Here is a 24,180-nt window from a genome sequence, read left to right as displayed (position 1 = left end):
CCATGGCGGATCGCGGGGTCCTCGTCTCGGCGGGCGTCACGGCGGGGCGTGGCCGGCATGGCCCGCCAGCAGGGCCGGGGTTCAGGAGTCGATGCTGAGGCGGCCGATGAGACCGATGGCGATGATCGACGCGCCCCACAGGACCACGGATGCCACCGTCACGCGGGTCAGGAGGCGCTGCGCGGAGCCCGAGGAGCTCATCGACGTGGTCACGCCGCCGCCGAACATGTCCGACACGCCTCCGCCGCGCCCCTTGTGCAGGAGCACCAGGAGGACGATCACCACGCTGAGCACCACGACGAGGATCTGCAGGATGGGGGTCAGGACGTCCACGGTCCGCTCCTTAGGGTCACGGCCCGGCCCCGGGCGTCACGCACCGGGACCGGCTCCGAAGGTCATCTCGTCCGCGCGCCCGCTCAGGCGGCCGCGTCGAACCGGACGATCCTAGCAAACTCGTCCGCGTCGAGGCTGGCGCCGCCCACGAGGGCGCCGTCCACGTCCGGCTGGGCGAGCAGCTCGGGGGCGCTCGAGGACTTCACCGAGCCGCCGTAGAGCAGGCGCATCCCGGCGGCGACGTCGTCGCCGTGGATGCGGGCGACCTCCGCGCGCAGCGCCGCGCACATCTCCTGGGCGTCCCCGGCGCTCGCGACCTCGCCGGTGCCGATGGCCCACACGGGCTCATAGGCGACGACGACGCGCGCGGCGTCCTCGGCGGTGAGCCCCGCGAGGGAGCCGCGCAGCTGCTCCACGGTGTGCTCGACGTGACGGCCGGCCTGCCGGACCTCGAGGCCCTCGCCCACGCAGACCACGGGGGCGAGCCCGTGGCGCAGCGCGGCGGCGGCCTTGCGCGCCACGAGGGCGTCGTCCTCGCCGTGGATCGTGCGGCGCTCGGAGTGCCCGACGATCGCGTAGGCGCAGCCGAGCGAGTTCAGAAACGCGCCCGAGACGTCGCCGGTGTACGCGCCGGAGTCCTCCGGGGAGAGGTCCTGCGCGCCGTAGGCGAGCTCGATGCGGTCCCCCGTGACGAGGGTCTGCACCGCGCGCAGGTCGGTGAAGGGCGGGAACACCGCGGCCTCCACGTGCTCCTGCTCGTGGCCGGCGTCCTGCAGCAGCCAGGCGAGACGCTGCACCAGGGTGACCGCCTCGCGGTGGTCCATGTTCATCTTCCAGTTGCCCGCGATCAGCGGGGTGCGCGCCGGGGCCATGCTCAGGCCTCCGTCCCGCCCTGCAGGGCGCCGACGCCGGGCAGCTCCTTGCCCTCGAGGTACTCGAGGGAGGCGCCGCCTCCGGTGGAGATGTGGCCGAAGGCCTCGTCCTCGAAGCCGAGGGAACGCACGGCCGCGGCGGAGTCGCCGCCGCCCACCACGGAGAGGCCGCCGTCGCGCGTCACGTCCGTGAGCGCCTGCGCCACGGCGCGGGTGCCCTCGGCGAAGGCGGGGAACTCGAACACGCCCATGGGGCCGTTCCAGAACACGGTCTTCGCCTCGCGGACCTGCTCCGCGAACGCCTCCGCGGTGGCGGGGCCGATGTCCAGCCCCAGAGCGGAGGCGCCATGCGCCCCCGTGGTGAGGGCGTCGGCGGGCAGCACCTCGTGCTCGGCGTCGGCCGCGAAGCCGGAGGCCATGACGATGTCGGTGGGCAGGACGATCTCGGCGGCGTCCTTGCCCGAGCGCTCGAGGTATCCGCGGACGGTCTCCAGCTGGTCCTCCTCGAGGAGGGAGGCGCCGACCTCGTGGCCCTGGGCCCTGAGGAAGGTGAAGAGCATGCCGCCGCCGATGAGCAGGACGTCCGCGGTGTCCAGCAGGTTCTCGATCACGGCGAGCTTGTCCGAGACCTTGGAGCCGCCGAGCGCCACGACGTAGGGGCGCTCCGGGTCGGCGGTGAGGCGCGTCAGGACCTCGAGCTCCGCGGCCACGAGCGGGCCCTGGTGGGCGGGCAGCTGGGAGGCGATGTCGAAGACGGAGGCGTGCTTGCGGTGCACCGCGCCGAAGGCGTCGCCCACGTACGCGCCGTCCTCGCCCGCGAGGGCCGCCATCTCGGAGGCCAGCTCGGCGCGCTCGGCGTCGTCCTTGGAGGTCTCCCGGGCGTCGAAGCGGACGTTCTCGAGCAGGAGGACCTGGCCGTCCTCCAGGCCCGCGGCCTTCTCACGCGCGGAGGGGCCGGTGACGTCCTCGGCCAGCGCGACGGGGGCGCCGAGCAGCTCGCCCATGCGGGCGGCGACGGGCTTCAGGGAGTACTTCGGGTCCGGCTCCCCCTGGGGGCGGCCGAGGTGCGCCATCACGACGACTCGGGCGCCGGCGTCGGCGAGGGCCTTGACGGCCGGGAGGGAGGCGCGGATGCGGCCGTCGTCGGTGACGGTCTGTCCGTCCAGCGGGACGTTGAGGTCCGAGCGGATGAGCACGGTGCGTCCGGCGACGCCGGCCTCGAGCAGGTCGGTCAGGGTCTGGGCGGTCATGCGGGCCTCCTGGGGTGCGTCGTGCGCGTACGTGGTCAGTCTAGGTGTGATGTCCAGGGAGGTTATTGAGCCTGGTGGCAGGCGCGGCGCCGATCGCGGAGTGGACGCGATGATGATTGTAGAAGTGCAGCCATCCAGGCAACGCGGCCCTGCGCTCCGTCTCTGAGCTGTAGAACCGGGCGTAGGCCCACCCGTCAGCGAGCGTGCGATGGAACCGCTCAATCTTCCCGTTCGTCTGCGGCCGGTAGGGCCGAGTCCGCTTGGGCTTGATCCCGAGCTCGGTGCAGGCATCACGCCAGGCATGCGAGCGGTAGGCCGAGCCGTTGTCCGAGAGCACCCGCTCCACCTCCACGCCCAGGCGCGCGAAGTGGGCGACCGCGCGGCGCAACACCTCGATGGCCGTCTGGCTGCGCTCATCGGAGTGCATCTCGACATAGGCGAAGCGGGAGTGATCATCGATCACGGTGTGCAGAAAGCCCACCCCGAGCCGGGGCTGGTATCGGGCATCACGGGTTCCTTCGCGGTCCGAGGTCGCCGCGCGGTGCTTCATGCCCTGCTGGCGCCCGACGAATCGGTGTCCGCCCCCGTCGGGGATGCGCCCGAACTTGGTGACGTCGACGTGGATCAGCGACCCGGGGTGGGGGTGCTCGTAGCGGCGGATCGGCTCGCCGGTGACCCGGTCCAGACGGGCGAGGCGGTTGATCCGGCAGCGCACGAGCACGGCATGGACGGTGGAGGCCGGCATCCCGAGTTCTCCAGCGATCTGTGCCGGCCCCAGGCGTCGGCGCCATCGGGCGGCCACGATCTGTTTCACCACCGCCGGCGGTGTTCTGGTCGGCATCGTGGACGGCCGGCTGGACCGGTCTGCCATCCCTGCAGGTCCCTCCGCCCGGAAGCGTGTGGCCCATTTGCGTGCGGTGGGTGGGGAGACCATGAACATCTTGGCCGCGGTGGCGACCGGCCAGTGCTCCTCGACGATGAGCTTGGCCAGGCGTAGGCGGGCGCGAGGGGTCAGGGCGGCGTTAGCGTGGGACATGAAGGCCTTCTGTTCGCGTGAGCGGTTTCTCGACAACTCCACTCTCGCAACAGGAGGCCTTCGCTTGTCAGCTGTTCACGTAACAACGTCCCTGGACATCACATCTAGGCAGACGGCCCGGCCCGGTGGTATGCCACCGGGCCGGGCCGTCGGGGGTGCTCAGCAGGTCAGAGCTGGCGGCCCATGTGGGACGCCATGTCCATGAGCTGGCACGTGTAGCCGTACTCGTTGTCGTACCAGCCGATGATCTTCACGGTCTGGCCGATGGACTTCGTCAGGGGAGCGTCGAAGGTGCACGCGGCCGGGGAGGTCACGATGTCCGAGGAGACGATCGGGTCCTCGGAGTACACGAGGCGGCCCTTGAGGCGCTCGGACTCGGCCGCCCTGCGGAAGGCCTCGTTGACCTCCTCGACCTCCACGTGGCGGGTCAGCTCGACGGTGAGGTCGGTGGCGGAGCCGGTGATGGTCGGCACGCGCATCGCGAATCCGTCCAGCTTGCCCTTGAGCTCCGGGATGACCTCGCCGATCGCCTTGGCGGCGCCGGTCGAGGTGGGGACCATGTTCTGCGCGGCGGCGCGGGCACGGCGGCGGTCCTTCTTGTGCACGTTGTCGTGCAGGTTCTGGTCGCCCGTGTACGCGTGGATCGTGGTCATGATGCCGTCGACGATGCCGAACTCGTCGTTGAGCACCTTGACCATGGGGGCCAGGCAGTTGGTGGTGCAGGACGCGTTGGAGACGATGTCCATGGACGCCGAGTCGTAGTCCTCCTCGTTGACGCCCATCACGAAGGTGCCGTCGACCTCCTTGCCGGGTGCGGAGAGCAGGACCTTCTTGGCGCCCGCGTCCAGGTGGGCCTTGGCCTTCGGGCCCGTGGTGAAGATGCCCGTGCACTCCACCACGACGTCCACGCCGAGCTCGCCCCACGGCAGCGCGGAGGGGTCCTTCTCGGAGAAGAAGGCCACCTCCTTGCCGTTGATGCGGAAGCCCTTGTCGGTGAGCTCCAGCTCGCCCGGGAATCGGCCGAGGATGGTGTCGTACTTGGTGAGCCAGAAGAGGTCCTCCGTGCTCGCGAGGTCGTTCACCGCGACCAGCTCGAGGTCGTCGTGGCCCTGTTCGAGGAGCACGCGGACAGCGTTGCGTCCGATGCGGCCGTATCCGTTGATGGCGATCTTGGTCATGGGGTTCCCTCTTGTCGATCTGGCTCTGGGGGTTCGGGATCTTCGGGTTCCTGCGTCCGCACACGCCGAAGGGCGGCGCTCACGCCTCCGTGGAGGAGGATGCGCGCCGCCCTGCGCGCTGCGGGGTCGGGCGGGTCAGGCCGGGAGGACGAGGCCGCGGGCGCCGGAGCGGGCCGCCTCGAAGCGGTCCTGGACGTCGGCCCAGTTCACGATGTTCCAGACCGCCTTCACGTAGTCGGCCTTCACGTTCTGGTAGTCCAGGTAGAAGGCGTGCTCCCACATGTCCAGCTGGAACAGCGGGATGGTCGCCACGGGGACGCCGTTCTGCTGGTCGTTGAACTGCTCGATGACCAGGTTGCCGCCGATGGGCTCGTAGGCCAGCACGGCCCAGCCGGAGCCCTGGATGCCGAGGGCGGCGGCGGTGAAGTGCGCCTGGAACTTCTCGAACGAGCCGAAGTGATCGTCGATCGCGGCGGCGAGCTCGCCCGTGGGCTTGTCGCCGCCCTCCGGGGAGAGGTTCTTCCAGAAGATCGAGTGGTTCGTGTGGCCGCCGAGGTTGAACGCCAGGTCCTTGGAGAGCTGGTTGACGGCGGAGAAGTCCTCGGCGTCGCGGGCGGCGGCGAGCTTCTCGAGCGCCGTGTTGGCGCCCTTCACGTAGGTGGCGTGGTGCTTCGAGTGGTGCAGCTCCATGATGCGCGCAGAGATGTGCGGCTCCAGGGCGGCGTAGTCGTAGTCCAGCTCCGGCAGAACGTACTCCGTCATGCTTCCTCCTTCGTCGGCGGGACCGCGGGCGGGGCGCCCGTGGCCGTCACCTGGTGCGAACTCCGCCTCTCGGCGGCGTATTCCGTACACCACCATTCTGGTCGCGCGGGGCCCTGCGGCGCCATGGCCCACCGCCCCGGCACTCGGGATCCGGCGCTCGGGATCCGGAGCGCGGGATCGGTGCGCTGGATCCGGGGTTCAGGATCCGGTGGGGGAGGCCCCCGGCAGTCCCTGCTCCGCGGCCCGCTTGTCGGCCATCGCCAGGAGGCGGCGGATGCGACCGGCGATCGCGTCCTTCGTCATGGGCGGGTCCGCGAGGCGGCCGAGCTCGTCGAGGGAGGCCTCCTTGTGGGCGATCCGGAGGCGTCCGGCCTCGAGCAGGTGGTCCGGCACGTCTGCGCCGAGGATCTCGAGGGCGCGCTCCACGCGGGCCCCGGCGGCGACGGCGGCCTGGGCCGAGCGGCGCAGGTTGGCGTCGTCGAAGTTGGCGAGCCGGTTGGCCGTGGCCCGGACCTCCTTGCGCTCGCGCCGCTCCTGCCACAGCGTGGCGGTCTGCTCCGCGCCCACCGCCGTCAGGAGGGTCGCGATCCCCTCGCCGTCCCGCACGACGACGCGGTCCGCCTGGCGGACCTCGCGGGCCTTGGCGCCGACGCCGAGGCGCCGCGCGGCGCCGACGAGGGCGAGGGCTGCCTCCGGGCCGGGCGTGGTGACCTCGAGGGCGGCGGAGCGGCCGGGCTCCGTGAGCGAGCCGTGGGCGAGCAGGGCGCCGCGCCACACGGCGGCGGTGTCCCCGCGGGTGCCGTTCACGAGCACCGCCGGCAGGCCCCGCACGGGGCGGCCGCGAAGGTCCAGCAGCCCGGACTGCCGCGCGAGGTCCCCGCCGCCCCGCACCACGCGGATGACGTAGCGCTGGCCCCGGCGCAGGTTCCCGCCCGAGACCACCACGATCTCGGTCGTGTGGCCGTACAGCTCCGTGATCGCGGCCCGGAGGCGGCGGGCGCTCGCCCCGTGGTCCAGCTCGGCCTCGATGACCACGCGGCCGGAGACGAGGTGCAGCCCCCCGGCGAACCGGAGCATGGCGGCGGTCTCCGCCCGCCGCTCGGACGTCGAGCCCACCGGCACGCGCGCCAGCTCTTCCTTCAGGGTCATGGTCAGGGCCACGCTCGGCCTCCTTCTGGGGTCTGCGCCCGGATGGGCGGCCGTCGCCGACGCGATCAGTCGGTCATGGCCTCGTCGATCGCCACGGCCAGGCGCAGCGGGTCGTGGACCTGCGGGTCGAGGGCACTGCCCACTCTACTGAAGACGACGCGCGCGCCCATGCGGCGGGCGGCCCGCACGACCTCGGCACGGTCCTGGACCGCGTCCGCGTCCGCGATCACGACGTCGAGCCGCAGGTCGGGGGCGTGGGAGTGCAGCACGGCGAGGTGGTCGGCGTGCGTGAGGCCCGTGGTCTCCTGCGTCCCGGTGTGCAGGTTCATGAGGTACAGGCGACGCGCGGGCGTGGCGCTCAGGGCCGCCCGCACGTCCGCCATGAGCAGGTGCGGCAGGACGGACGTGTAGAGGGATCCGGGGCCGATGACGACCCAGTCGGCCAGCTCGATGGCGGACAGCGCCTCGGGGGCGGGCACGGCGTCCGCAGGGTTGAGGCGCACGCCCGTGACGCGCCCCTCGAGCGCGGCCCGAGCCAGCGCCACCTGCCCCTCGACACGGCGCGTGCGCAGCCGGCCCTCGGCGTCGGAGCTGAGCACGTCGCCCTCGATCGTCAGGGGCGTGCGGGAGATCGGCAGGACCTCCCCGTGGGCGCGCAGGAGCGCGCCGGCCCAGCGCAGCCCGTCCACGGGGTCGCCGAGCAGCTCCCAGAGCGCGACGATCAACAGGTTGCCGAGCGCGTGGTTGTCCAGCGTCGCCTCATGGGCGGGCACCTCGGTGGAGCGGAAGCGGTGCTGCATCACCTGCGCCCACGTGCGGCCCCAGTCCGTGTCGTCGCACAGGGCGGCCAGCGCCATGCGGAGGTCCCCGGGCGGCAGGACCGCCATCTCCTTGCGGATCGTGCCGGAGGAGCCGCCGTCGTCGGCCACCGTGACGACGGCCGTGAGGTGGCCGGCCACGAGCCGCAGCGCGGAGAGGGAGGCGTAGAGGCCGTGGCCGCCACCGAGGGCGGTGACCCGCACGCCGGGGCGGGCGGCGCCCGGGGTGCGCACTCCCCCGCGGCCGTCGGATCCGGGGGGCAGGGGCAGCTGGCCCGTGAGGGGGGACGTCATTCGCGGCCCACGTCCCGGTGCTGCACGTGCACGCTCACGTGCGGGCGCTGGGCCAGCCGGCGGGCCAGCTCCTCCACGACCGCCACCGAGCGGTGCTTGCCGCCGGTGCACCCGACAGCGAGGGTCGCATAGTGCTTGTTCTCGCGGCGGTACCCCTCGAAGGCGGGGACGAGGGCCGCCGTGTACGCGGAGAGGAACTCCTGCACGCCCGGCTGCTGCAGCACGTAGTCCGAGACCTGCTCCTCGCGGCCCGTGAACGGGCGCAGCTCGGGCACCCAGTGCGGGTTGGGGATGAAGCGCATGTCCGCCACGAAGTTGGCGTCCGCGGGGAGTCCGTACTTGAACCCGAAGCTCATGATGTTCAGGCGTAGGGTGATGGTGCCGGACTCGGAGAAGAGCTGGGTGATCTCCGTGGCCAGCCCGTGCACGTTCAGGTTCGAGGTGTCCACCACGACGTCGGCGCGGGCGCGCAGGTCCGCGAGGACCTCCCGCTCCGCCTGGATCCCGTCGAGGAGCCGGGCGTTGCCCTGCAGCGGATGAGGGCGGCGGCCCGCCTCGAAGCGGCGCACGAGCACCTCGTCCTCCGCCTCGAGGTAGACCATGCGGAACTCCACGCCGTTGTTCTCGAGTTGCTGGAGCGCGGTCCACAGCGCCTCCACGTACGTGCGGGAGCGCATGTCCACCACGATGGCCACGCGCGCGAACGCCTCGGGAGAGCGGGCCACGAGGTCCGCGAGGGTGACGAAGAGCTGCGGGGGCATGTTCTCGACCACGTACCAGCCGTGGTCCTCGAGGGCGTGGGCCGCGGTCGTGCGGCCGGCGCCGGCCATGCCCGTGATGACGACGACCTCGGGGGACGGGGGCTTCTCGGGCTGCAGACTCGGAGCGGTCATGGGGTCACTGTATCCGCCGGGGCGGACGCGACAGAGGGGTCTGCGGGCGCCGGTGCCGACGCCGTCAGCGCCGTGTGCACGGCCTCGGCGAGGCGGGGTCCGATGCCGGCCACCTCCGTGAGCCCCTCGATGCCGGCCGCCCGCATGCGCTCCGTCGAGCCGAAGTGGGTGAGCAGCGCCTGGCGCTTGGCGGGGCCCAGGCCGGGCACCTCGTCCAGGACGGAGGCGGTCATGCCCTTCGTCCGCCGGGAGCGGTGGCCGGCGATGGCGAACCGGTGGGACTCGTCGCGGATGCGCTGCAGCAGGAACAGCCCCTCGGAGCTGCGCGGCAGGACCAGGGGGAACTCGTCCCCGGGCAGCCACACCTCCTCGAGCCGTTTGGCGAGGCCGACCACAGGGAGGTCCTCGAGGCCGAGCTCGGCGAGCACCTCGGCCGCGGCCGCCACCTGGGGCGCGCCGCCGTCGACGACGACGAGCGAGGGCGGGTACGCGAACCGGCGCTCCTCCGACCCGGTCTCGCCGTCCTCGGCGATCTGCCCCGTCAGGGGCACGCCCTCGCGGCGTTCGGCGGCGAGCCGGGAGAACCGGCGGCGCAGCACGTCCCGCAGGGACGCGGTGTCGTCCCGCGCTGCCTCACCGGTGACGTTGAAGCGGCGGTAGTCCTTCTTCTTGGCCAGGCCGTCCTCCATGACCACCATCGAGCCGACCACGTCGGTGCCCTGCGAGTGCGAGATGTCGTAGCACTCGATGCGCAGCAGGGGTTCGGCGATCTCCAGGGCCTCCTGCAGCTCGGTCAGGGCGGCCGAGCGCGCGGTGAGGTCCCCCGTGCGGCGCGACTTATGGAGACCGAGGGCCATCTCCGCATTCTGGCGCACCGTGCCCAGGAGGTCCTGCTTGGCGCCGCGCTGCGGGACGCGGATGGAGACCCGGGCCCCGCGCAGCCCGGAGAGCCACTCGGTCAGCTGCTCCGCCTCGCTCGGCATCACGGGCACGAGGACCTCGGCGGGGATCCGCTCGGTGTCCGCGGCGTCGCCGTAGACCTGCTTGAGCAGCTCCTCCACCATGACGTCCTCCCCCACGTCCTCCACGCGGTCCATGACCCAGCCCCGCTGGCCGCGGATGCGGCCCTGGCGGATGTGGAACACCTGCACGGCGGTCTCCAGCTCGTCCGAGTGGAGGGCGAAGATGTCCGCCTCGGTGTTCTCCGGGAGCACCACGGCGTTGCGCTCGAACACGCGGCGCAGGGCGGCGACGTCGTCGCGCAGGCGGGCGGCGTCCTCGTAGCGCAGGTCCGCGACGGCGTCCCCCATGGCCGCCTCGAGCTCGCGGATGAAGCGGGTCGCGTCCCCGGCCATGAAGTCGCAGAAGTCCTGCGCGAGCTCGCGGTGCTCGGCCGGGCTGATCCGCCCCACGCACGGGGCGGAGCACTTGCCGATGTAGCCGAGCAGGCAAGGGCGGTCCTGGGCCTGCGCGCGCCGGAACACCCCCGCGGAGCACGTGCGCACGGGAAAGACGCGCAGCATGAGGTCCACGGTCTCGCGGATGGCCTTGGCGGGGTGGAAGGGCCCGAAGTACTTCACGCCGGGCCGCTTGTCCCCACGCATCACCTGCACGCGCGGGAACTGCTCGTTCATGGTCACGGCGAGGTAGGGGTAGGACTTGTCGTCCCGGTACATGATGTTGAAGCGGGGCCGGTACTGCTTGATCCAGGTGTACTCGAGCTGCAGCGCCTCGAGCTCCGAGCCCACCACGGTCCACTCCACGGCGGCCGCGGTGAAGACCATGGTGCGGGTCTTGGTGGCCAGCCGGGCCGGGTCCTGGAAGTAGGAGCTCAGGCGCGACCGGAGGTTCTTCGCCTTGCCCACGTAGACGACGCGGCCGTCCGCGTCCCGGAAGCGGTACACGCCCGGGGACGTGGAGATCTCGCCCGGCGCGGGGCGGTAGGTGGACGGATCAGCCACGGGCGCCCTGGTCCGACGACGGCGCGGCGTTGTACGTGTCCACGCGCTCCTGGCCGGAGAGCGCGGCGACCGCGGCCATGATCGCCTCGGTGGCCTCGCGCCGCTGCGGCAGGGCGTGCCGGCGGCCGGGGTGCCCGAAGTCGAGCGGCTCGCCTGCCGCGAGGGTGAAGCGGTGCGGGCGGAACCCGTTGGTGCCGGGGGGCTGGAGGCCCTCGGTGCCGCGCAGGCCGACCGGGACCACGGGGGCGCCCGTGGTGAGCGCGAGCCATGCCGCGCCCGTGCGTCCGCGGTAGAGGCGCCCGTCGCGGCTGCGGGTGCCCTCGGGGTAGATGCCCACGCCCTGGCCGGCCTCGATCAGGCCCACCAGCTGGTCCAGGGCCGCGACGGAGGCCGCCTGCTCCCCGCGCTCCACGGGGATCGATCCGACGGCGTCGAAGAACCACCTCTGGGCGCGGCCTCGGGGCCCGGCGCCCGTGAAGTACTCCGCCTTGGCGAAGAACGCGACCGGGCGCGGGGCGAGCGCCTGGAGGATCACGGAGTCGAAGAAGGAGAGGTGGTTGGAGGCGAGGATGAACGGCCCGGATGCGGGAACGTTCTCGAGGCCGGTCACCTCCGGCCGGCACGACAGACGCAGGAACGCCGCCGCGGACCGGCGGATGGGCTCCGAGGTGGCCATGGTGTCTCCGCCCTTCAGCGTGTGGTCGGGAATCGGGTCATGCTACGCCAGGAGCTCGGCGAGGAACCGGCCGGTGTGGCTCTCCGCGACCTTCGCGACGTCCTCCGGGGTGCCCGTGGCGACGATCGTGCCGCCCCCGGACCCGCCCTCGGGTCCGAGGTCGATCACGTGGTCCGCGCACTTGATGACGTCCAGGTTGTGCTCGATGGTGAGCACGGTGTTGCCCTTGTCCACGAGCGACTGCAGCACCTGCAGCAGCTTGCGGATGTCCTCGAAGTGCAGGCCCGTGGTGGGCTCGTCCAGCACGTAGATGGAGCGGCCGTTGGAGCGCTTCTGCAGCTCCGCGGCGAGCTTGACCCGCTGGGCCTCGCCGCCGGAGAGCGTGGTGGCCGGCTGCCCGAGGCGCACGTAGCCCAGGCCGACGTCCACGAGGGTGTCCAGGTAGCGCGAGATGCGGGTGTACGCGCTGAAGAACTGCGCGGCCTCCTCGATCGGCATGTCCAGGACCTCGGCGATGTTCTTGCCCTTGTAGAGCACCTCGAGGGTCTCGCGGTTGTACCGGGCGCCGTGGCACACCTCGCACGGGACGTAGACGTCCGGCAGGAAGTTCATCTCGATCTTCAGCGTGCCGTCGCCCGCGCACGCCTCGCAGCGCCCGCCCTTGATGTTGAAGGAGAACCGGCCCTGCTGGTAGCCGCGCACCTTCGCCTCCGGGGTCTCCGCGAAGAGCTTGCGGATCGCGTCGAACACGCCGGTGTAGGTGGCCGGGTTGGAGCGCGGCGTGCGGCCGATGGGGCTCTGGTCCACGTGCACCACCTTGTCCAGGTGCTCGAGGCCCGCCACCGTGCGATGCCGGCCGGGCACCATCTTGGCGCCGTTGAGCCGGTTGGCCAGCACCTTGTAGAGGATCTCGTTGATGAGCGTGGACTTGCCCGAGCCGGAGACGCCGGTGACGGCGGTGAGCACGCCCAGCGGGATGTCCACGGACACGTTCTGCAGGTTGTTCTCCTGGGCGCCCTTGACGGTCAGCTTGCGGTTCCTGTCCAGGGGACGGCGCCGCTCGGGGACCGCGATCGAGCGCCGGCCCGCGAGGTAGTCGCCGGTCACGGAGTGCGTGTTCGCCTTGAGCTCCTCGAGGGAGCCGGAGTGCACGACCTCGCCGCCCCGCTCGCCGGCGCGGGGGCCGATGTCCACGATCCAGTCGGCCTCGGCGATCGTGTCCTCGTCGTGCTCCACCACGATCAGCGTGTTGCCGAGGTCGCGCAGGCGCAGCAGCGTGTCGATCAGCCGGCGGTTGTCCCGCTGGTGCAGGCCGATGGAGGGCTCGTCCAGGACGTAGAGCACGCCCACGAGCCCCGAGCCGATCTGGGTGGCCAGGCGGATGCGCTGCGCCTCGCCGCCGGAGAGCGTGCCCGCGGGGCGCTCGAGGTTCAGGTACTCCAGGCCCACGTCGAGGAGGAACGCGAGGCGGGCGAGGATCTCCTTGAGCACCTGGTCCGCGATCTGCCGCTCGCGGTCCGTGAGGGTGAGCCCCTCGAGGAACTCGAGGGTGTCCCGCATGGGCAGGGCGGTCGCCTCGGCGATGGACTTGCCGCCCACGAGCACGTTGAGCACGGTGGGGTTCAGGCGCGCGCCCTTGCACACGGGGCAGGGGATCTCGCGCATGAAGGACTCGTAGCGCTCCCGCGCTCCGTCCGACTCGGTCTCCCCGTGCTTGCGCATCACGTACGGGAGGACGCCCTCGAAGCCCGTGGTGTAGCGGCGCTCGCGGCCGAAGCGGTTGCGGAAGGACACCTCGACCTTGAAGTCCTTGCCGTGGAGCACCGCGTCCTGCTGCTCCGCTGTGAGCGCGTGCCACGGGGCGTCGAGCGAGAACCGCATCTCCGTGGCCAGCCCGCCGAGCACGCGCAGCCAGTAGTCCGAGGTGGACTTGCCGAGCGACCACGGGACGATCGCGCCCTCGCGGATGGACAGCTCGTCGTTGGGGACCACGAGGTCCGGGTCCACCTGCAGGCGCGAGCCGATGCCGGTGCACTCGGGGCACGCGCCGAAGGGGTTGTTGAAGGAGAAGGAGCGCGGCTCGATCTCGTCCACGGTCTGCTCGTGCCCGTTGGGGCAGCTGAGCTTCTCCGAGAACGTGCGGAAGCGCGGGTTGCCCTCGGCGTCCTTGCCGCCCCACTCCCCCGTGTTCTTCTTGCCCTTCTGCTCCTCGACCTCCACGTCCACGAACTCGACCGCCACGAGGCCGTCCGCGATCTTCAGCGCGGTCTCCACGGAGTCCGTGAGGCGCTGGCGGATGCCCTCCTTCATGGCCAGGCGGTCCACCACGACGGCGATGGTGTGCTTGTTCTGCTTCTTCAGCGTGGGCGGGTCGGAGAGCTGGACCGTCTCCCCGTCCACCACCGCGCGGGCGAAGCCCTGCGTGGTCAGCTGGGCGAAGAGGTCCACGAACTCGCCCTTGCGGCCGCGGACCACGGGGGCCAGCACCTGGAAGCGGGTGCGCTCGGGCAGCTCCTCGAGCTGGTCCACGATCTGCTGCGGGGTCTGGCGGCTCACGGGCTCCCCGCACACGGGGCAGTGGGCCACGCCGACGCGGGCCCAGAGCAGACGCATGTAGTCGTAGATCTCGGTGATGGTGCCCACCGTGGAGCGCGGGTTGCGGTTGGTGGACTTCTGGTCGATGGAGACCGCCGGGGACAGGCCCTCGATGAAGTCCACGTCCGGCTTGTCCACGCGGCCCAGGAACATGCGCGCGTACGAGGAGAGCGACTCCACGTAGCGCCGCTGGCCCTCGGCGAAGATCGTGTCGAACGCGAGGGAGGACTTGCCCGAGCCGGACAGGCCCGTGAAGACCACCATGGCGTCCCGCGGGATGGACACGTCCACGTTCTTCAGGTTGTGCTCGCGCGCGCCCTTCACGACGATGCGGTCCCGCTCGGCGCCGGCCTGCGCGAGGCGGCCGTGGCCGGACGCGAGCCCGGCACGCTCCGGCTCGACGGCGGGACCGGGAGCGGACTCGGGGGCGGCGGTGGACGGGGTGGGGGCGGTGTTCTTCGGCACCCGGCCAGTGTAGGCGGGGCACCGGACACGGCAGGGGGACTCCCCGCGCGGCGGAGCCGGCCCGCCCGGGCGCGCCGACGCTGACCGTCGTTCCCCGTCCGAGCCCCGGTCCGGGCCCCGGCCCGGGTCGGTGCTCTCCGGTCCGGGCCGGTCCGCCCCTGGCGCCTCCGGGGCCTTTCGGCCACACTGGTCCGCATGCCCGCGACCTCGAAGAACCGCGTCCTGCACGACCTGCCGGGAATCTCCGTGCGCGTCCGCCCCGTCTCCGCGATGGACAACGACGTGTACCTCCTGACCTCCAAGACGACGGGAGCACAGGTGCTGATCGACGCCGCGGACGACGCGGACGCGATCGAGGCGCTGCTGGCCTCGGCCGACGTCGACACCCCGTGCGAGACCTGGCTCGCGGCGATCGTCACGACGCACCGTCACTGGGACCACGTCCGGGCGCTCGCCGAGGTCGCCGGGGCCCACGAGGAGGCGGTCCTCTACGCCGGGGCCGACGACGCCGCCGCCATCGCCGAGGAGTCCGGCGTGCAGATCGACCGGGCCGTCGGCCAGGGCGACCGGATCGCCGTGGACGGCCTCGTGCTCGACGTGATCGCCCTGCGCGGCCACACCCCGGGCTCGATCGCCCTGGCCTACGAGCCCGGCCCCGACGAGGCGACCCTGCTCTTCACCGGAGACTCCCTCTTCCCCGGCGGCGTGGGCAGCACGGAGAAGGATCCGGAGCGGTTCGCCTCCCTGCTCGCCGACGTCACCGCGCGCCTCTTCGACGTCTACGACGACGACACGCACGTCCACCCCGGCCACGGCGACTCGACCACGCTCGGCGACGAGCGGCCGCACCTGCCGGAGTGGGCCGAGCGCGGCTGGTGACCCCGGCCGGCGCCGATACCCTGGGCGGGATGACTTCCTCTGCCCCCGCTCCCGCCTCCGCCACGACTCCGCCCGCCCTCCTCGCCCGCCTCGACGCCCTGGACGCGTCCCCGGACGCCGACGCGGTGTTCGAGGCGTTCACCGCGTGGACGGACGAGCGCGGGATCTCCCTGTACCCGGCGCAGGAGGAGGCCGTCCTCGAGCTCGTCCAGGGCAACCACGTGATCCTGGCGACCCCCACCGGGTCCGGGAAGTCGCTCGTGGCGCTCGGCGCCCACGCGGACGCCATGGCGCGCGGGAAGGTCTCCTACTACACGGCCCCCATCAAGGCCCTCGTCTCGGAGAAGTTCTTCCAGCTCGTGGACGTGTTCGGCGCGGAGAACGTCGGCATGGTCACGGGTGACTCCACGGTCAACGGTGATGCGCCGATCATCTGCTGCACGGCGGAGATCCTCGCCAACCGCGCCCTGCGCGAGGGCACGGGCCTGGAGCTGGACACCGTCGTCATGGACGAGTTCCACTACTACGCCGACCCCTTCCGCGGCTGGGCCTGGCAGGTCCCCCTGCTCGAGCTCCCCCAGGCCCGCTTCCTGCTCATGTCCGCGACCCTCGGGGACACCACCCGCCTGGAGGAGGACCTGCGGTCCCGCACCGGGCGCGAGGTCGCCGTCGTCGCCCACGCGGAGCGGCCCATCCCGCTGACCTACGAGTGGTCCGAGGTCCCGCTGCAGGAGAAGGTGGAGGAGCTCGTCTCCACCCACCAGGCCCCCGTGTACGTGGTGCACTTCTCGCAGCTCGACGCCGTGGAGACGGCGCAGGGGCTCTCCTCGATCTCCGTGACCACCAAGGAGGAGAAGGAGGCCATCGCGGCGCGTATCGCGGGATTCCGCTTCTCCGCCGGGTTCGGCCACACGCTCAACCGGCTCGTGCGCGCGGGCATCGGCGTCCACCACGCGGGCATGCTGCCGAAGTACCGGCGCCTCGTGGAGAAGCTCGCGCAGGACGGCCTGCTCAAGGTCATCTGCGGCACGGACACGCTCGGCGTCGGGATCAACGTGCCGATCCGCACCGTGCTCCTCACCGCGCTGTCCAAGTTCGACGGCGAGCGGACCCGCCTCCTCCAGGCCCGCGAGTTCCACCAGATCGCCGGACGGGCCGGGCGCGCGGGCTACGACACCTCGGGCACCGTGGTGGTCCAGGCCCCCGAGCACGTGATCGAGAACGCCGCGGCCGCGCGCAGGGCCGCCGCGAAGTTCGCGTCCGTCAAGGACGAGGCCGAGCGCGAGAAGCGCATGAAGCAGTCCCTCAAGGGCGCGAAGAAGAAGTCGCCGCCGCAGGGGTTCGTCTCGTGGGGCCGGGCCAGCTTCGAGCGCCTCGTGGAGGCCGAGCCGGAGCCGCTGTCCTCCCGCATGCAGCTCACCCACTCCATGCTCCTGAACATCCTGGACCGGCCCGGGGACCCCGTGATCGCGGTGCGGCGCCTGCTGCGCGGCACGCACGAGACGCCGGCCCGCCAGGCGGCGCTGATGCGGCAGGCGCTCGGCATCTTCCGCGAGCTGCTCGCCGCGGGGATCGTGGAGAAGCTCCCGGAGCCGGACGCCGAGGGCCGCACGGTGGACCTCACGGTGGACCTGCAGGCGGACTTCGCCCTCAACCAGCCGCTCTCCCCCTTCGCCCTGGCCGCCCTCGAGCTCCTGGACCCGGCCGAGCCGGACCACGCGCTCGACGTCGTCTCCGTGATCGAGGCGACCCTCGACCCGCCGCGCCAGGTGCTCTCCGCCCAGGCGAAGAAGGCCAAGGGCGAGGCCGTGGCCGCCATGAAGGCCGAGGGCATGGACTACAACGACCGCATGGCCGCCCTCGAGGAGGTCACGTACCCGCAGCCGCTCGCCGAGCTGCTCGAGCAGCAGTTCGAGGTGTACCGCAAGGACGCCCCGTGGCTCGCCGAGTTCGAGCTCGCCCCGAAGTCCGTGGTGCGGGACATGTTCGAGCGCGCCATGGGCTTCGGCGACTACGTGCGCTTCTACGGGATCGCCCGCTCCGAGGGCGTGCTGCTGCGCTACCTCACGGACGCCGTGAAGGCGCTGCGCCACACGGTGCCGCAGGAGTCGCGCACGGACGAGCTGCAGGTGCTGCTGGACTGGCTCGACGAGATGGTCAAGCAGACCGACTCCTCCCTCCTCGAGGAGTGGGAGGACCTCGTGGCCGGGGACATCGAGGAGCTCCGCAAGGACATGGAGTCCATCGCCCCGCCCGCTCCCCCGCGCCTCACGGACAACACGCCGGTGTTCCGCGTGATGGTGCGCAACGCGCTGTTCCAGCGGGTGCGCCTGTTCGGGGACGAGCAGGACGCGCGGCTGGCCGAGCTCTCCGGCGGCCTCTCTGCGGACGACTGGGCCGACGCGCTCGACGCGTACTTCGACGACCACGAGGACATCGACGACTCGGCCGCCGCGCGCGGCCCCGAGCTGTTCCGCGTGGCCACGGCGCCCCCCGTGCCCGCACCGCTCGAGCTCACCGGCGCCCGCTGGTGGGCCGTCCGCCAGGTCCTCAAGGACCACGACGGCGACCTCGACCACGGCATCAACGCGGTCGTCGACCTCGACGCCTCGGACGAGGCCGGTCACCCCGTCATCCGCGTCGTCTCGGTGGGCGCGCCCGAGTCCGGGTGGGGGCTGTGACGCACGACGGCGGCTCCCCCGCCTCCGGGGGCGGGGCCGCCTCGGCGCTCCCGCCCGGCGACCCGCGCGGCTTCGCGCCCCGGGAGGCCGCGGAGCACGTGCGCGGCGCGCAGACGACGCTCTTCGACGGCACGGTGATCGTGGACCACCGGTTCACCGTCCCCGTCGACCACGCCGACACCCTCGAGCAGGCGCGGGCGAAGGACGCGTCCGCCACGGGGCTCGGGCCCGGGGGCGCGGGCACGCTCCGCGTGGTCGCGCACGAGGTGCGCGGACCGGCGGCAGGGTCGGCGGACCTGCCCTGGCTCCTGTACCTGCAGGGCGGTCCGGGCAGCGGCGCCGCCCGGCCCGCACGCCTGGGCGGCTGGCTCAAGGAGGCCGCGGGGCGGTTCCGGGTGCTCCTGCTGGACCAGCGCGGGACGGGGGCCGCCACCCCGGCCACCGTCGCTTCCCTCGCGGGGATGTCCCCCGAGGCCCAGGCCGCGTACCTGGGGCACCTGCGGGCGCCCTCCATCGTCGCGGACGCCGAGATGGTCCGCCTCGCCCTCGGCGCGAACCCGTGGGCCACGCTCGGCCAGAGCTTCGGGGGCTTCTGCACGCTGAGCTACCTCTCCTGGTTCCCCGAGGGCCTCGCGCGCTGCCACGTCACGGGCGGCCTCGCCCCGCTCACGGGGCACGCGGACCGCGTGTACCGGGCCACCTACGCGCGCATGCGGGAGCGGAACCGCGAGTTCTTCGACCGCCACCCGCACGCGTGGGTGGCCTGGGAGCGCGTCGTCGCCCATCTTCGGGCCCGCGAGGCGGCCGGCACGCCCGAGCGCCTGCCGGACGGCACCGCGCTCACGGTGGCCCGCGCCCAGATGCTCGGCATGCTGCTGGGCGGCAACACCCGCGTCGACTCCCTGCTCTACGTGCTGACCGAAGCGTTCGACGAGGGTGCTCGCCAGGCGCGGCTGAGCGAGGGCTTCCGGGCCGCCGTCGCCGCCCAGGCCGACCGCGCCCAGACGCCGCTGTACACGCTGCTCCACGAGGCGATCTACGCCCAGCCGGGCGCCGCGCCGACGGACTGGTCGGCCGCGCGCGTCCTCCAGGAGCACCCGGACTTCGACCCGGGCGCGTGCGGCGGGGACGCCGCCCCGGAGGGCACCCCCCTGCTCACGGGCGAGCACGTGTTCGCGTGGCAGCTCGAGGCCGGGGCGCCCCTGCACCCGCTGGCCGAGGCCGCGCAGCTCATTGCCGCCCGCGAGGACTGGGGCGCGCTCTACGACCTCGGCGCGCTCGCGGCCAACCGCGTGCCCGTGGCCGCGGCCGTCTACACGCACGACGTCTACGTGGACCGCGACCTCTCCCTCGAGACGGCCGCACGGGTGCGCGGGCTGCGCGTGTGGGAGACCGACGCATTCCACCACGACGGGCTCGCCGACGACGGCGCGGCCGTCCTCGCCCGTCTCCTGGAGATGACGGAGGCCCCCGGTCCGATCGGGTGATCGGGGCGGGGGCCTGCCCGTGCGGCGACGCCGCGTGCCTCAGACGCGGGGTCCGGCCTGGCGGACGATCGCCTCGGACACGCCGCGCGGATCCGCCGAGTCCGGGTCGGAGAGGCGCGTCTCGTGCGCCGTGCGGATGATCTGGGAGTAGCGGTCCTTGTGGTCCAGGAGCTTGTCCCGCCACTTCTGGTCGACCTGCTCGGCCTTGGCCGTCCAGGTGTCCATCCTCTCGGCGGCCGCGCGGCGCTCCTCGAGGGGCGCCTGCGGGTCGAGCTGGGTGAAGCGGTGGGAGAACTTCTCCGCGTTCTGCAGCGTCCGCAGGGCCTGGCCCTTGGGCGAGGCCAGGGAGACCAGCACGGTCAGCACCAGGATGCCGACGACGACGATCAGCGAGAGCACCGTGGGGATCTCCACGACCGACACGTTCTGGCCGTCGTTGATGAACGAGAGGTTGTTCTCGTGCAGCGCGTGGAGGATCAGCTTCACGCCGATGAAGGCGAGGATCGCGGACAGGCCGTACGAGAGGTACACGAGGCGGTCCAGGAGGCCGTCGATGAGGAAGTACAGCTGGCGCAGGCCCATGAGGGAGAACGCGGTGGCCGTGAAGACGATGTACGCCTCCTGGGTCACGCCGAAGATGGCGGGGATGGAGTCGAAGGCGAAGAGGATGTCCGTCGCGCCGATGGCCACCATGACCAGCAGCATCGGCGTCATGACCTTCTTGCCGTTCTCCACCGTGAACAGCCGGTCGCCGTCGAACGAGTCCGAGGCGGGGAGGAAGCGCTTGGCCAGGCGGACCATCACGTTGTCCGCCTCGTCCTCGGCGGAGTCGCCCGCGAGCTCCCCCTTGAGCTGGTTGCCGGCCACGATCAGGAGCACGATGCCGAAGAGGTAGAACACGTCGGACCACACCGAGATCACGGCCGCGCCCAGCAGGATGAAGACCGTGCGGGAGATGAGCGCGAAGGTGATGCCGAACAGCAGCACCTTCTGCTGGTAGTCGCGCGGGACCCGGAACGAGGCCATGATGACCAGGAACACGAAGAGGTTGTCGACGCTGAGCGCCTTCTCCAGGATGTAGCCGGTGTAGTACTCCACCGCGTGCTGGGCGTCCCCGAACGCGAAGAAGACGAGGCCGAAGAGCAGGGCGATGCCGATGTAGACGCCGGACCAGACCGCGGCCTCGCGGATGGTGGGCGTGTGCGCCTTGCGCACGTGGGCGAAGTAGTCGAAGGCGAGGAGGCCCACGATCAGTGCGATCGTCAGCCCCCAGGTCAGACCGGTGATCTCCATGGGAGCACCTTTCGTGAGGGGGTCTCGATGAGTGCTCGCAAGTCTCTCCGCCTCGCCTCCGGTTCCTCCCGGCGCCCAGGCCGCTGTGCCCGGCGGGCCGCATCGGGATTCTCGACCGATCGGCGCGCGTACTGACGTTCACAGCGTTGTGGATACTCCCCCACGACGGGCCCACTCTACCGGAGGGCGCGCCCGCCCGCTCAACGGCCGTCCGACTCCGCCCGCTCCGCGATGTCCTGCATGCGGTGCGCGCCGTGGAAGACCGGCTCCGCCCCGTCCTCGGGCGCCTTGCCCCACAGCAGGGAGGCGAGGGTGGCGACCACGAGGGTGCCCAGGATGACGGCCAGCGAGACGAACGTGGAGATCTCCGGCACCCAGGTGACGGGCTGGCCGCCGTTGAGGAAGGGCAGCTCGTTCTCGTGCAGGGCGTGGAGGATGAGCTTCACGCCGATGAAGGCGAGGATGAACGCGAGTCCGTGCTTGAGGAACACCAGGCGGTCCATGAGCCCGCCGAGCAGGAAGTAGAGCTGGCGCAGGCCCATGAGGGCGAAGATGTTGGCCGTCAGCACGATGAACCAGTTCTGGGTGAGGCCGAAGATCGCCGGGATCGAGTCCACCGCGAACATGACGTCCGTCAGGCCGATGGTGATGAACACGACCACCATGGGGGTGAACATGCGCTTGCCGTCCACGGTGGTGCGCAGCCTGTTCCCGTCGTAGTCCGGGGCCACGTTGAGCCGGCGCGTGAGCCGGGCGACGATCCCGGGCTCGGACTCCTCGCCGTCGTCGTCGTCGTTGAGCTGGTGCCATGCGGTCCAGAGCAGGAAGGCTCCGAAGATGTAGAACACCCACGTGAGGTGCTCGATGGCCACCGCGCCGATCGCGATGAAGACGGCCCGCGCGATGAGGGCGATGATGATGCCCACCATCAGGACCTCCTGCTGGTACCGGCGCGGCACCTGGAACTTGGCCATGATGATGAGGAAGACGAACAGGTTGTCCACGCTCAGGCTGTACTCGGTGACCCAGCCGGCAAGGAACTCCGTGCCGTGCTGGGCGTCGCCCAGGACGAAGAGCAGGCCCGCGAAGACGAGGGCGAGCGTCACGTAGAAGCCGATCCACAGGCCCGCCTCCTTCATGGAGGGCTCATGGGGCCGCCGCGCGACGTAGAGCAGGTCCAGCAGCAGGATGAGGCCGAGCACCACGAGGGTGCCGACCTCGAAGGCGGGGCTGAGAACGTCCATGGACGGGGGTCCTTTCGTCGGCGGGGCGGCCGTCAGTCTAGACCCGCGCCGCCCCCTCCACGGCGTCGGTGATGAACATGTGCCCCGGCGCATGCGTGATGGCCCACGGCGGCCGGGAGACCTCGAGCGCCCGCTGCGGGGTGACGCCGCACGGCCAGAAGACGGGGACGTCGCCCGGCTCGAGGTCCGTGGCCTCGCCGTAGTCCGGCGCGGCGAGGTCGGCGACGCCGAGGCGGGAGGGGTCGCCGACGTGCACGGGGGCGCCGTGGGCGAACGGCACGGCGGCGCTGACGGTGACGGCCGTCGCCACGAGCTCGGGCGGCACGGGACGCATCGAGACCACGAGCTCGCCGCGCATCCGCCCCGCGGGGCGCAGCGGACGGTCCGTGCGGTACATCGCCACGTTGCGCCCCTGGTCCAGGTTGCGCACGGGCACCCCGGCCCGCTGCAGCGCGGCCTCGAAGCCGAAGCTGCAGCCGATGAGGAAGGCGACGGCGTCCTCGCCCCAGTGGTCGGTCGCGTCCGAGACCTCCTCGACCAGCTCGCCGCCGCGCCACACGCGGTAGAGCGGCAGGTCGGTGCGCAGGTCCGCGCCGGGTGCCCACGACGTCGTCGGCTCTCCCGGCTCGGTGACATCCAGCAGGGGCATGGGGCCGGGGTTGCGCTGGGCGAACAGCAGCATGTCGAAGGCCCAGTCCCGCGGCAGGACCACGAGATTGGCCTGCGTGCGGCCCGGGGCCAGGCCCGACGTCGGGCGGACGAGGCCGGAACGGAAGTCGGCGCGGGCCAGGGCAGCCGGGGAGTCGGCGTCGTGGTGGTGGTGGGTCATGGGGGCGGGCCTCCGGTGCGTTCGCGTGAAACTGCTTATATGGGGGGACTATCAGTGTTCGTGTGACACGGCGTCGTCGCTGTCTCACCCTCCCGCAGGGAAGGGCGGAGAGCCGAGGGAGAGCCACACGAGCAGACCGCCGACGGCGGCGAGCCCCCAGCTGGCCAGTGAGCCCACCAGGAACTCCTCGGCGCGCGAGCCGTCCCCCCGATCGGCCGAGATCTCCGGGAAGCGCACGATGCCCTTGGCCGCCATGAGCGCGGCGATGACCTGCCACGCGTGGGCGAGGCCGAGGAGCACCATGAGCACCCGCTCCATGGGGCCGATGTAGCGGCCCCCGCGCAGGGGCGGCTCCGCCTCGGCGGCCGGGGCGGCGTCCGACTCCCCGGTGCGGCGCCCGGCGAGCTGCAGCACGGCGCGCGTGATGCGATTGGACGTCTCGGCGAGGGCGACGGCCACCGCCACCATCGTCAGCCCCGCCGGTGCGAAGCGGTGCTCCGGTGCGCCGAGACCCAGCTCGAGGACGCCGACCAGCCCGAGGGCGGCCACCACGCCCAGCAGGACGCGGGGCCGTTCCGCTCCCGTGGCGCCCCACGCCAGGAGGGCTCCGCAGGCCACGAGGACCGCGCCCGCCACCGAGGTCCACGGCGGGCCGACGACGGCCAGCGCGGCCGCGCCCAGCAGCACGCCGACGACCGCGGCGCCCAGGGCGGTCCGCCCCGCCCGACCCGGGGACCACGCCGCCGGCGCGAGCGAACGCGCGAGGTCGTACAGGCCGACGGCGAGCAGGGCGAGCGCGGTCATCGGCCCTCCCCCGCGGCGGCATGCAGGGCGTCCAGCTCGAGGATCCGTCCCACGCCGGAGCGGGCGACGGCCTGGGAGACCGCCGACTGGGTGATGCGCTCTTGCCGTGCGGCCTCGGTCTGCGTGGACCCGGCGAGCAGGGCCGCCGCCAGGCGGCGCTCCCGGGCCCGGAGCCGCCCGACGAGGTGGTCCCTCAGGAGAAGCTGGCCGTCCACGGCGAGGGAGAGCTCCGGGTCCGGGCCGACGAACGCCGTGGCCGCGCCGGGGGCCCGGCCGTCCGCGGTCTCGAGGGCCGCGCGGGCGCGGTGCCATGCGGTGCCGTCCAGGATCGGGCCGCCCTCCCCCGCGTCCCCGCCGACCTCGTGATGGTCCCCCTCGCCAAGGCCGAACCGCAGCGCGAGCCCGGGCGGCAGCGCCAGGCCGACCCGCAGGACGGCGCGCGCGGCCGTGCTCCAGTGGGTGTGGAGCGACTGGAACTCGTCCCCCACCGTGGCCCAGCCCGGCAGGAGCGGGGGCACCTGGCGCTCGGCCGCGGCGAAGGCGTGGAGGATCGCGGCCTGGGCGGCCGCCCGGTCCGCGAGGGTGCGGGATCCGACGATGTCCGCGATCACGGCGACGCCCCGGGTGGGTCGGGGCTCGCGCGCTGGGGTGTCCGTCCGGCGACGTGGCATGGCCCTGATG

The 24,180-nt window shown here is 72.4% G+C and carries 20 protein-coding genes; 3 read left to right on the top strand and 17 right to left on the bottom strand.

Going from position 1 to position 24,180, the window contains the following annotated elements:
* Positions 1 to 81 precede the first annotated feature (81 nt).
* The 12 genes from secG to uvrA form a co-directional block, all read right to left on the bottom strand.
* Positions 82 to 333: a preprotein translocase subunit SecG gene (secG, locus tag KZX60_RS07545; protein WP_248117010.1), complete on the bottom strand. Its 252-nt coding sequence runs from the start codon at positions 331 to 333 to the stop codon at positions 82 to 84.
* A gap of 83 nt (positions 334 to 416) precedes the next feature.
* The gene (gene tpiA, locus KZX60_RS07540; protein ID WP_248117008.1) at positions 417 to 1,205 is read right to left on the bottom strand and encodes a triose-phosphate isomerase; all 789 of its coding nucleotides are present in this window, start codon (positions 1,203 to 1,205) and stop codon (positions 417 to 419) included.
* 2 nt (positions 1,206 to 1,207) lie between these two features.
* On the bottom strand, positions 1,208 to 2,455 hold the full coding sequence (locus KZX60_RS07535) for a phosphoglycerate kinase (protein WP_248117006.1): 1,248 nt from the start codon (positions 2,453 to 2,455) through the stop codon (positions 1,208 to 1,210).
* Between the two features lie 40 nt (positions 2,456 to 2,495).
* On the bottom strand, positions 2,496 to 3,491 hold the full coding sequence (locus KZX60_RS07530) for an IS481 family transposase (RefSeq protein WP_206450552.1): 996 nt from the start codon (positions 3,489 to 3,491) through the stop codon (positions 2,496 to 2,498).
* 167 nt (positions 3,492 to 3,658) lie between these two features.
* A complete protein-coding gene (gene gap, locus KZX60_RS07525; protein ID WP_248117004.1) occupies positions 3,659 to 4,669 on the bottom strand; it encodes a type I glyceraldehyde-3-phosphate dehydrogenase in 1,011 nt (336 codons plus the stop codon).
* Between the two features lie 135 nt (positions 4,670 to 4,804).
* Complete coding sequence (locus KZX60_RS07520; protein WP_248117002.1) at positions 4,805 to 5,431, bottom strand: superoxide dismutase; 627 nt, start codon at positions 5,429 to 5,431, stop codon at positions 4,805 to 4,807.
* A 198-nt stretch (positions 5,432 to 5,629) separates the two neighbouring features.
* A complete protein-coding gene (gene whiA / locus KZX60_RS07515; RefSeq protein WP_248117000.1) occupies positions 5,630 to 6,592 on the bottom strand; it encodes a DNA-binding protein WhiA in 963 nt (320 codons plus the stop codon).
* Between the two features lie 53 nt (positions 6,593 to 6,645).
* A complete protein-coding gene (gene yvcK / locus KZX60_RS07510; protein ID WP_248116998.1) occupies positions 6,646 to 7,692 on the bottom strand; it encodes a uridine diphosphate-N-acetylglucosamine-binding protein YvcK in 1,047 nt (348 codons plus the stop codon).
* On the bottom strand, positions 7,689 to 8,585 hold the full coding sequence (rapZ, locus tag KZX60_RS07505; RefSeq protein ID WP_248116996.1) for an RNase adapter RapZ: 897 nt from the start codon (positions 8,583 to 8,585) through the stop codon (positions 7,689 to 7,691). The genes yvcK and rapZ overlap by 4 nt, the downstream gene beginning before the upstream one ends.
* Complete coding sequence (gene uvrC, locus KZX60_RS07500) at positions 8,582 to 10,546, bottom strand: excinuclease ABC subunit UvrC (RefSeq protein ID WP_248116994.1); 1,965 nt, start codon at positions 10,544 to 10,546, stop codon at positions 8,582 to 8,584. The genes rapZ and uvrC overlap by 4 nt, the downstream gene beginning before the upstream one ends.
* Positions 10,539 to 11,222 (bottom strand): lysophospholipid acyltransferase family protein, encoded by a 684-nt coding sequence (locus KZX60_RS07495; protein ID WP_248116992.1) that lies wholly within the window; start codon positions 11,220 to 11,222, stop codon positions 10,539 to 10,541. Before KZX60_RS07495 ends, uvrC begins: the two co-directional genes overlap by 8 nt.
* Positions 11,223 to 11,264: 42 nt before the next feature.
* Positions 11,265 to 14,147 (bottom strand): excinuclease ABC subunit UvrA, encoded by a 2,883-nt coding sequence (gene uvrA / locus KZX60_RS07490; protein ID WP_248117086.1) that lies wholly within the window; start codon positions 14,145 to 14,147, stop codon positions 11,265 to 11,267.
* 330 nt (positions 14,148 to 14,477) lie between these two features.
* Here uvrA and KZX60_RS07485 point away from each other — a divergent pair, with 330 nt between their 5' ends.
* Genes KZX60_RS07485 through KZX60_RS07475 form a run of 3 tightly spaced genes read left to right on the top strand, consistent with a single transcriptional unit; the run spans position 14,478 to position 19,329 of the window.
* Positions 14,478 to 15,161 (top strand): MBL fold metallo-hydrolase, encoded by a 684-nt coding sequence (locus KZX60_RS07485; RefSeq protein ID WP_248116990.1) that lies wholly within the window; start codon positions 14,478 to 14,480, stop codon positions 15,159 to 15,161.
* A 29-nt stretch (positions 15,162 to 15,190) separates the two neighbouring features.
* The gene (locus KZX60_RS07480; RefSeq protein WP_248116988.1) at positions 15,191 to 17,842 is read left to right on the top strand and encodes a DEAD/DEAH box helicase; all 2,652 of its coding nucleotides are present in this window, start codon (positions 15,191 to 15,193) and stop codon (positions 17,840 to 17,842) included.
* The gene (locus KZX60_RS07475) at positions 17,839 to 19,329 is read left to right on the top strand and encodes an alpha/beta fold hydrolase (RefSeq protein WP_248116986.1); all 1,491 of its coding nucleotides are present in this window, start codon (positions 17,839 to 17,841) and stop codon (positions 19,327 to 19,329) included. Before KZX60_RS07480 ends, KZX60_RS07475 begins: the two co-directional genes overlap by 4 nt.
* Positions 19,330 to 19,368: 39 nt before the next feature.
* On the opposite strand, the gene KZX60_RS07470 is transcribed toward KZX60_RS07475, so the two are convergent.
* From KZX60_RS07470 to KZX60_RS07450, 5 genes are all read right to left on the bottom strand, one after another.
* Positions 19,369 to 20,622, bottom strand: coding sequence for a TerC family protein (locus KZX60_RS07470; protein WP_248116985.1), 1,254 nt, complete (start codon positions 20,620 to 20,622; stop codon positions 19,369 to 19,371).
* A gap of 200 nt (positions 20,623 to 20,822) precedes the next feature.
* The gene (locus tag KZX60_RS07465; protein WP_248116983.1) at positions 20,823 to 21,866 is read right to left on the bottom strand and encodes a TerC family protein; all 1,044 of its coding nucleotides are present in this window, start codon (positions 21,864 to 21,866) and stop codon (positions 20,823 to 20,825) included.
* 37 nt (positions 21,867 to 21,903) lie between these two features.
* On the bottom strand, positions 21,904 to 22,695 hold the full coding sequence (locus KZX60_RS07460) for a putative hydro-lyase (protein ID WP_248116981.1): 792 nt from the start codon (positions 22,693 to 22,695) through the stop codon (positions 21,904 to 21,906).
* Between the two features lie 84 nt (positions 22,696 to 22,779).
* On the bottom strand, positions 22,780 to 23,499 hold the full coding sequence (locus KZX60_RS07455) for a hypothetical protein (RefSeq protein WP_248116979.1): 720 nt from the start codon (positions 23,497 to 23,499) through the stop codon (positions 22,780 to 22,782).
* Positions 23,496 to 24,170 carry a hypothetical protein gene (locus KZX60_RS07450; RefSeq protein ID WP_248116977.1) on the bottom strand — a complete coding sequence of 225 codons (675 nt, stop codon included), beginning with the start codon at positions 24,168 to 24,170 and terminating at the stop codon, positions 23,496 to 23,498. The genes KZX60_RS07455 and KZX60_RS07450 overlap by 4 nt, the downstream gene beginning before the upstream one ends.
* Positions 24,171 to 24,180: the final 10 nt, after the last annotated feature.

The sequence above is a fragment of the Micrococcus sp. EYE_212 genome, from assembly GCF_023147585.1.
Taxonomy (GTDB): Bacteria; Actinomycetota; Actinomycetes; order Actinomycetales; family Micrococcaceae; genus Micrococcus.
This window is presented reverse-complemented; position numbering and strand designations above follow the sequence as displayed.

Excerpts from the sequence above, each read along its gene's own strand:
- yvcK (WP_248116998.1), bottom strand. The coding sequence starts at position 7,692 with ATGACGTCCCCCCTCACGGGCCAGCTGCCCCTGCCCCCCGGATCCGAC.
- KZX60_RS07450 (WP_248116977.1), bottom strand. The coding sequence starts at position 24,170 with ATGCCACGTCGCCGGACGGACACCCCAGCGCGCGAGCCCCGACCCACC.
- KZX60_RS07460 (WP_248116981.1), bottom strand. The coding sequence starts at position 22,695 with ATGACCCACCACCACCACGACGCCGACTCCCCGGCTGCCCTGGCCCGC.
- gap (WP_248117004.1), bottom strand. The coding sequence starts at position 4,669 with ATGACCAAGATCGCCATCAACGGATACGGCCGCATCGGACGCAACGCT.
- KZX60_RS07465 (WP_248116983.1), bottom strand. The coding sequence starts at position 21,866 with ATGGACGTTCTCAGCCCCGCCTTCGAGGTCGGCACCCTCGTGGTGCTC.
- rapZ (WP_248116996.1), bottom strand. The coding sequence starts at position 8,585 with ATGACCGCTCCGAGTCTGCAGCCCGAGAAGCCCCCGTCCCCCGAGGTC.
- KZX60_RS07530 (WP_206450552.1), bottom strand. The coding sequence starts at position 3,491 with ATGTCCCACGCTAACGCCGCCCTGACCCCTCGCGCCCGCCTACGCCTG.
- KZX60_RS07485 (WP_248116990.1), top strand. The coding sequence starts at position 14,478 with ATGCCCGCGACCTCGAAGAACCGCGTCCTGCACGACCTGCCGGGAATC.
- KZX60_RS07480 (WP_248116988.1), top strand. The coding sequence starts at position 15,191 with ATGACTTCCTCTGCCCCCGCTCCCGCCTCCGCCACGACTCCGCCCGCC.
- KZX60_RS07495 (WP_248116992.1), bottom strand. The coding sequence starts at position 11,222 with ATGGCCACCTCGGAGCCCATCCGCCGGTCCGCGGCGGCGTTCCTGCGT.
- KZX60_RS07470 (WP_248116985.1), bottom strand. The coding sequence starts at position 20,622 with ATGGAGATCACCGGTCTGACCTGGGGGCTGACGATCGCACTGATCGTG.
- KZX60_RS07535 (WP_248117006.1), bottom strand. The coding sequence starts at position 2,455 with ATGACCGCCCAGACCCTGACCGACCTGCTCGAGGCCGGCGTCGCCGGA.
- KZX60_RS07520 (WP_248117002.1), bottom strand. The coding sequence starts at position 5,431 with ATGACGGAGTACGTTCTGCCGGAGCTGGACTACGACTACGCCGCCCTG.
- tpiA (WP_248117008.1), bottom strand. The coding sequence starts at position 1,205 with ATGGCCCCGGCGCGCACCCCGCTGATCGCGGGCAACTGGAAGATGAAC.
- KZX60_RS07455 (WP_248116979.1), bottom strand. The coding sequence starts at position 23,499 with ATGACCGCGCTCGCCCTGCTCGCCGTCGGCCTGTACGACCTCGCGCGT.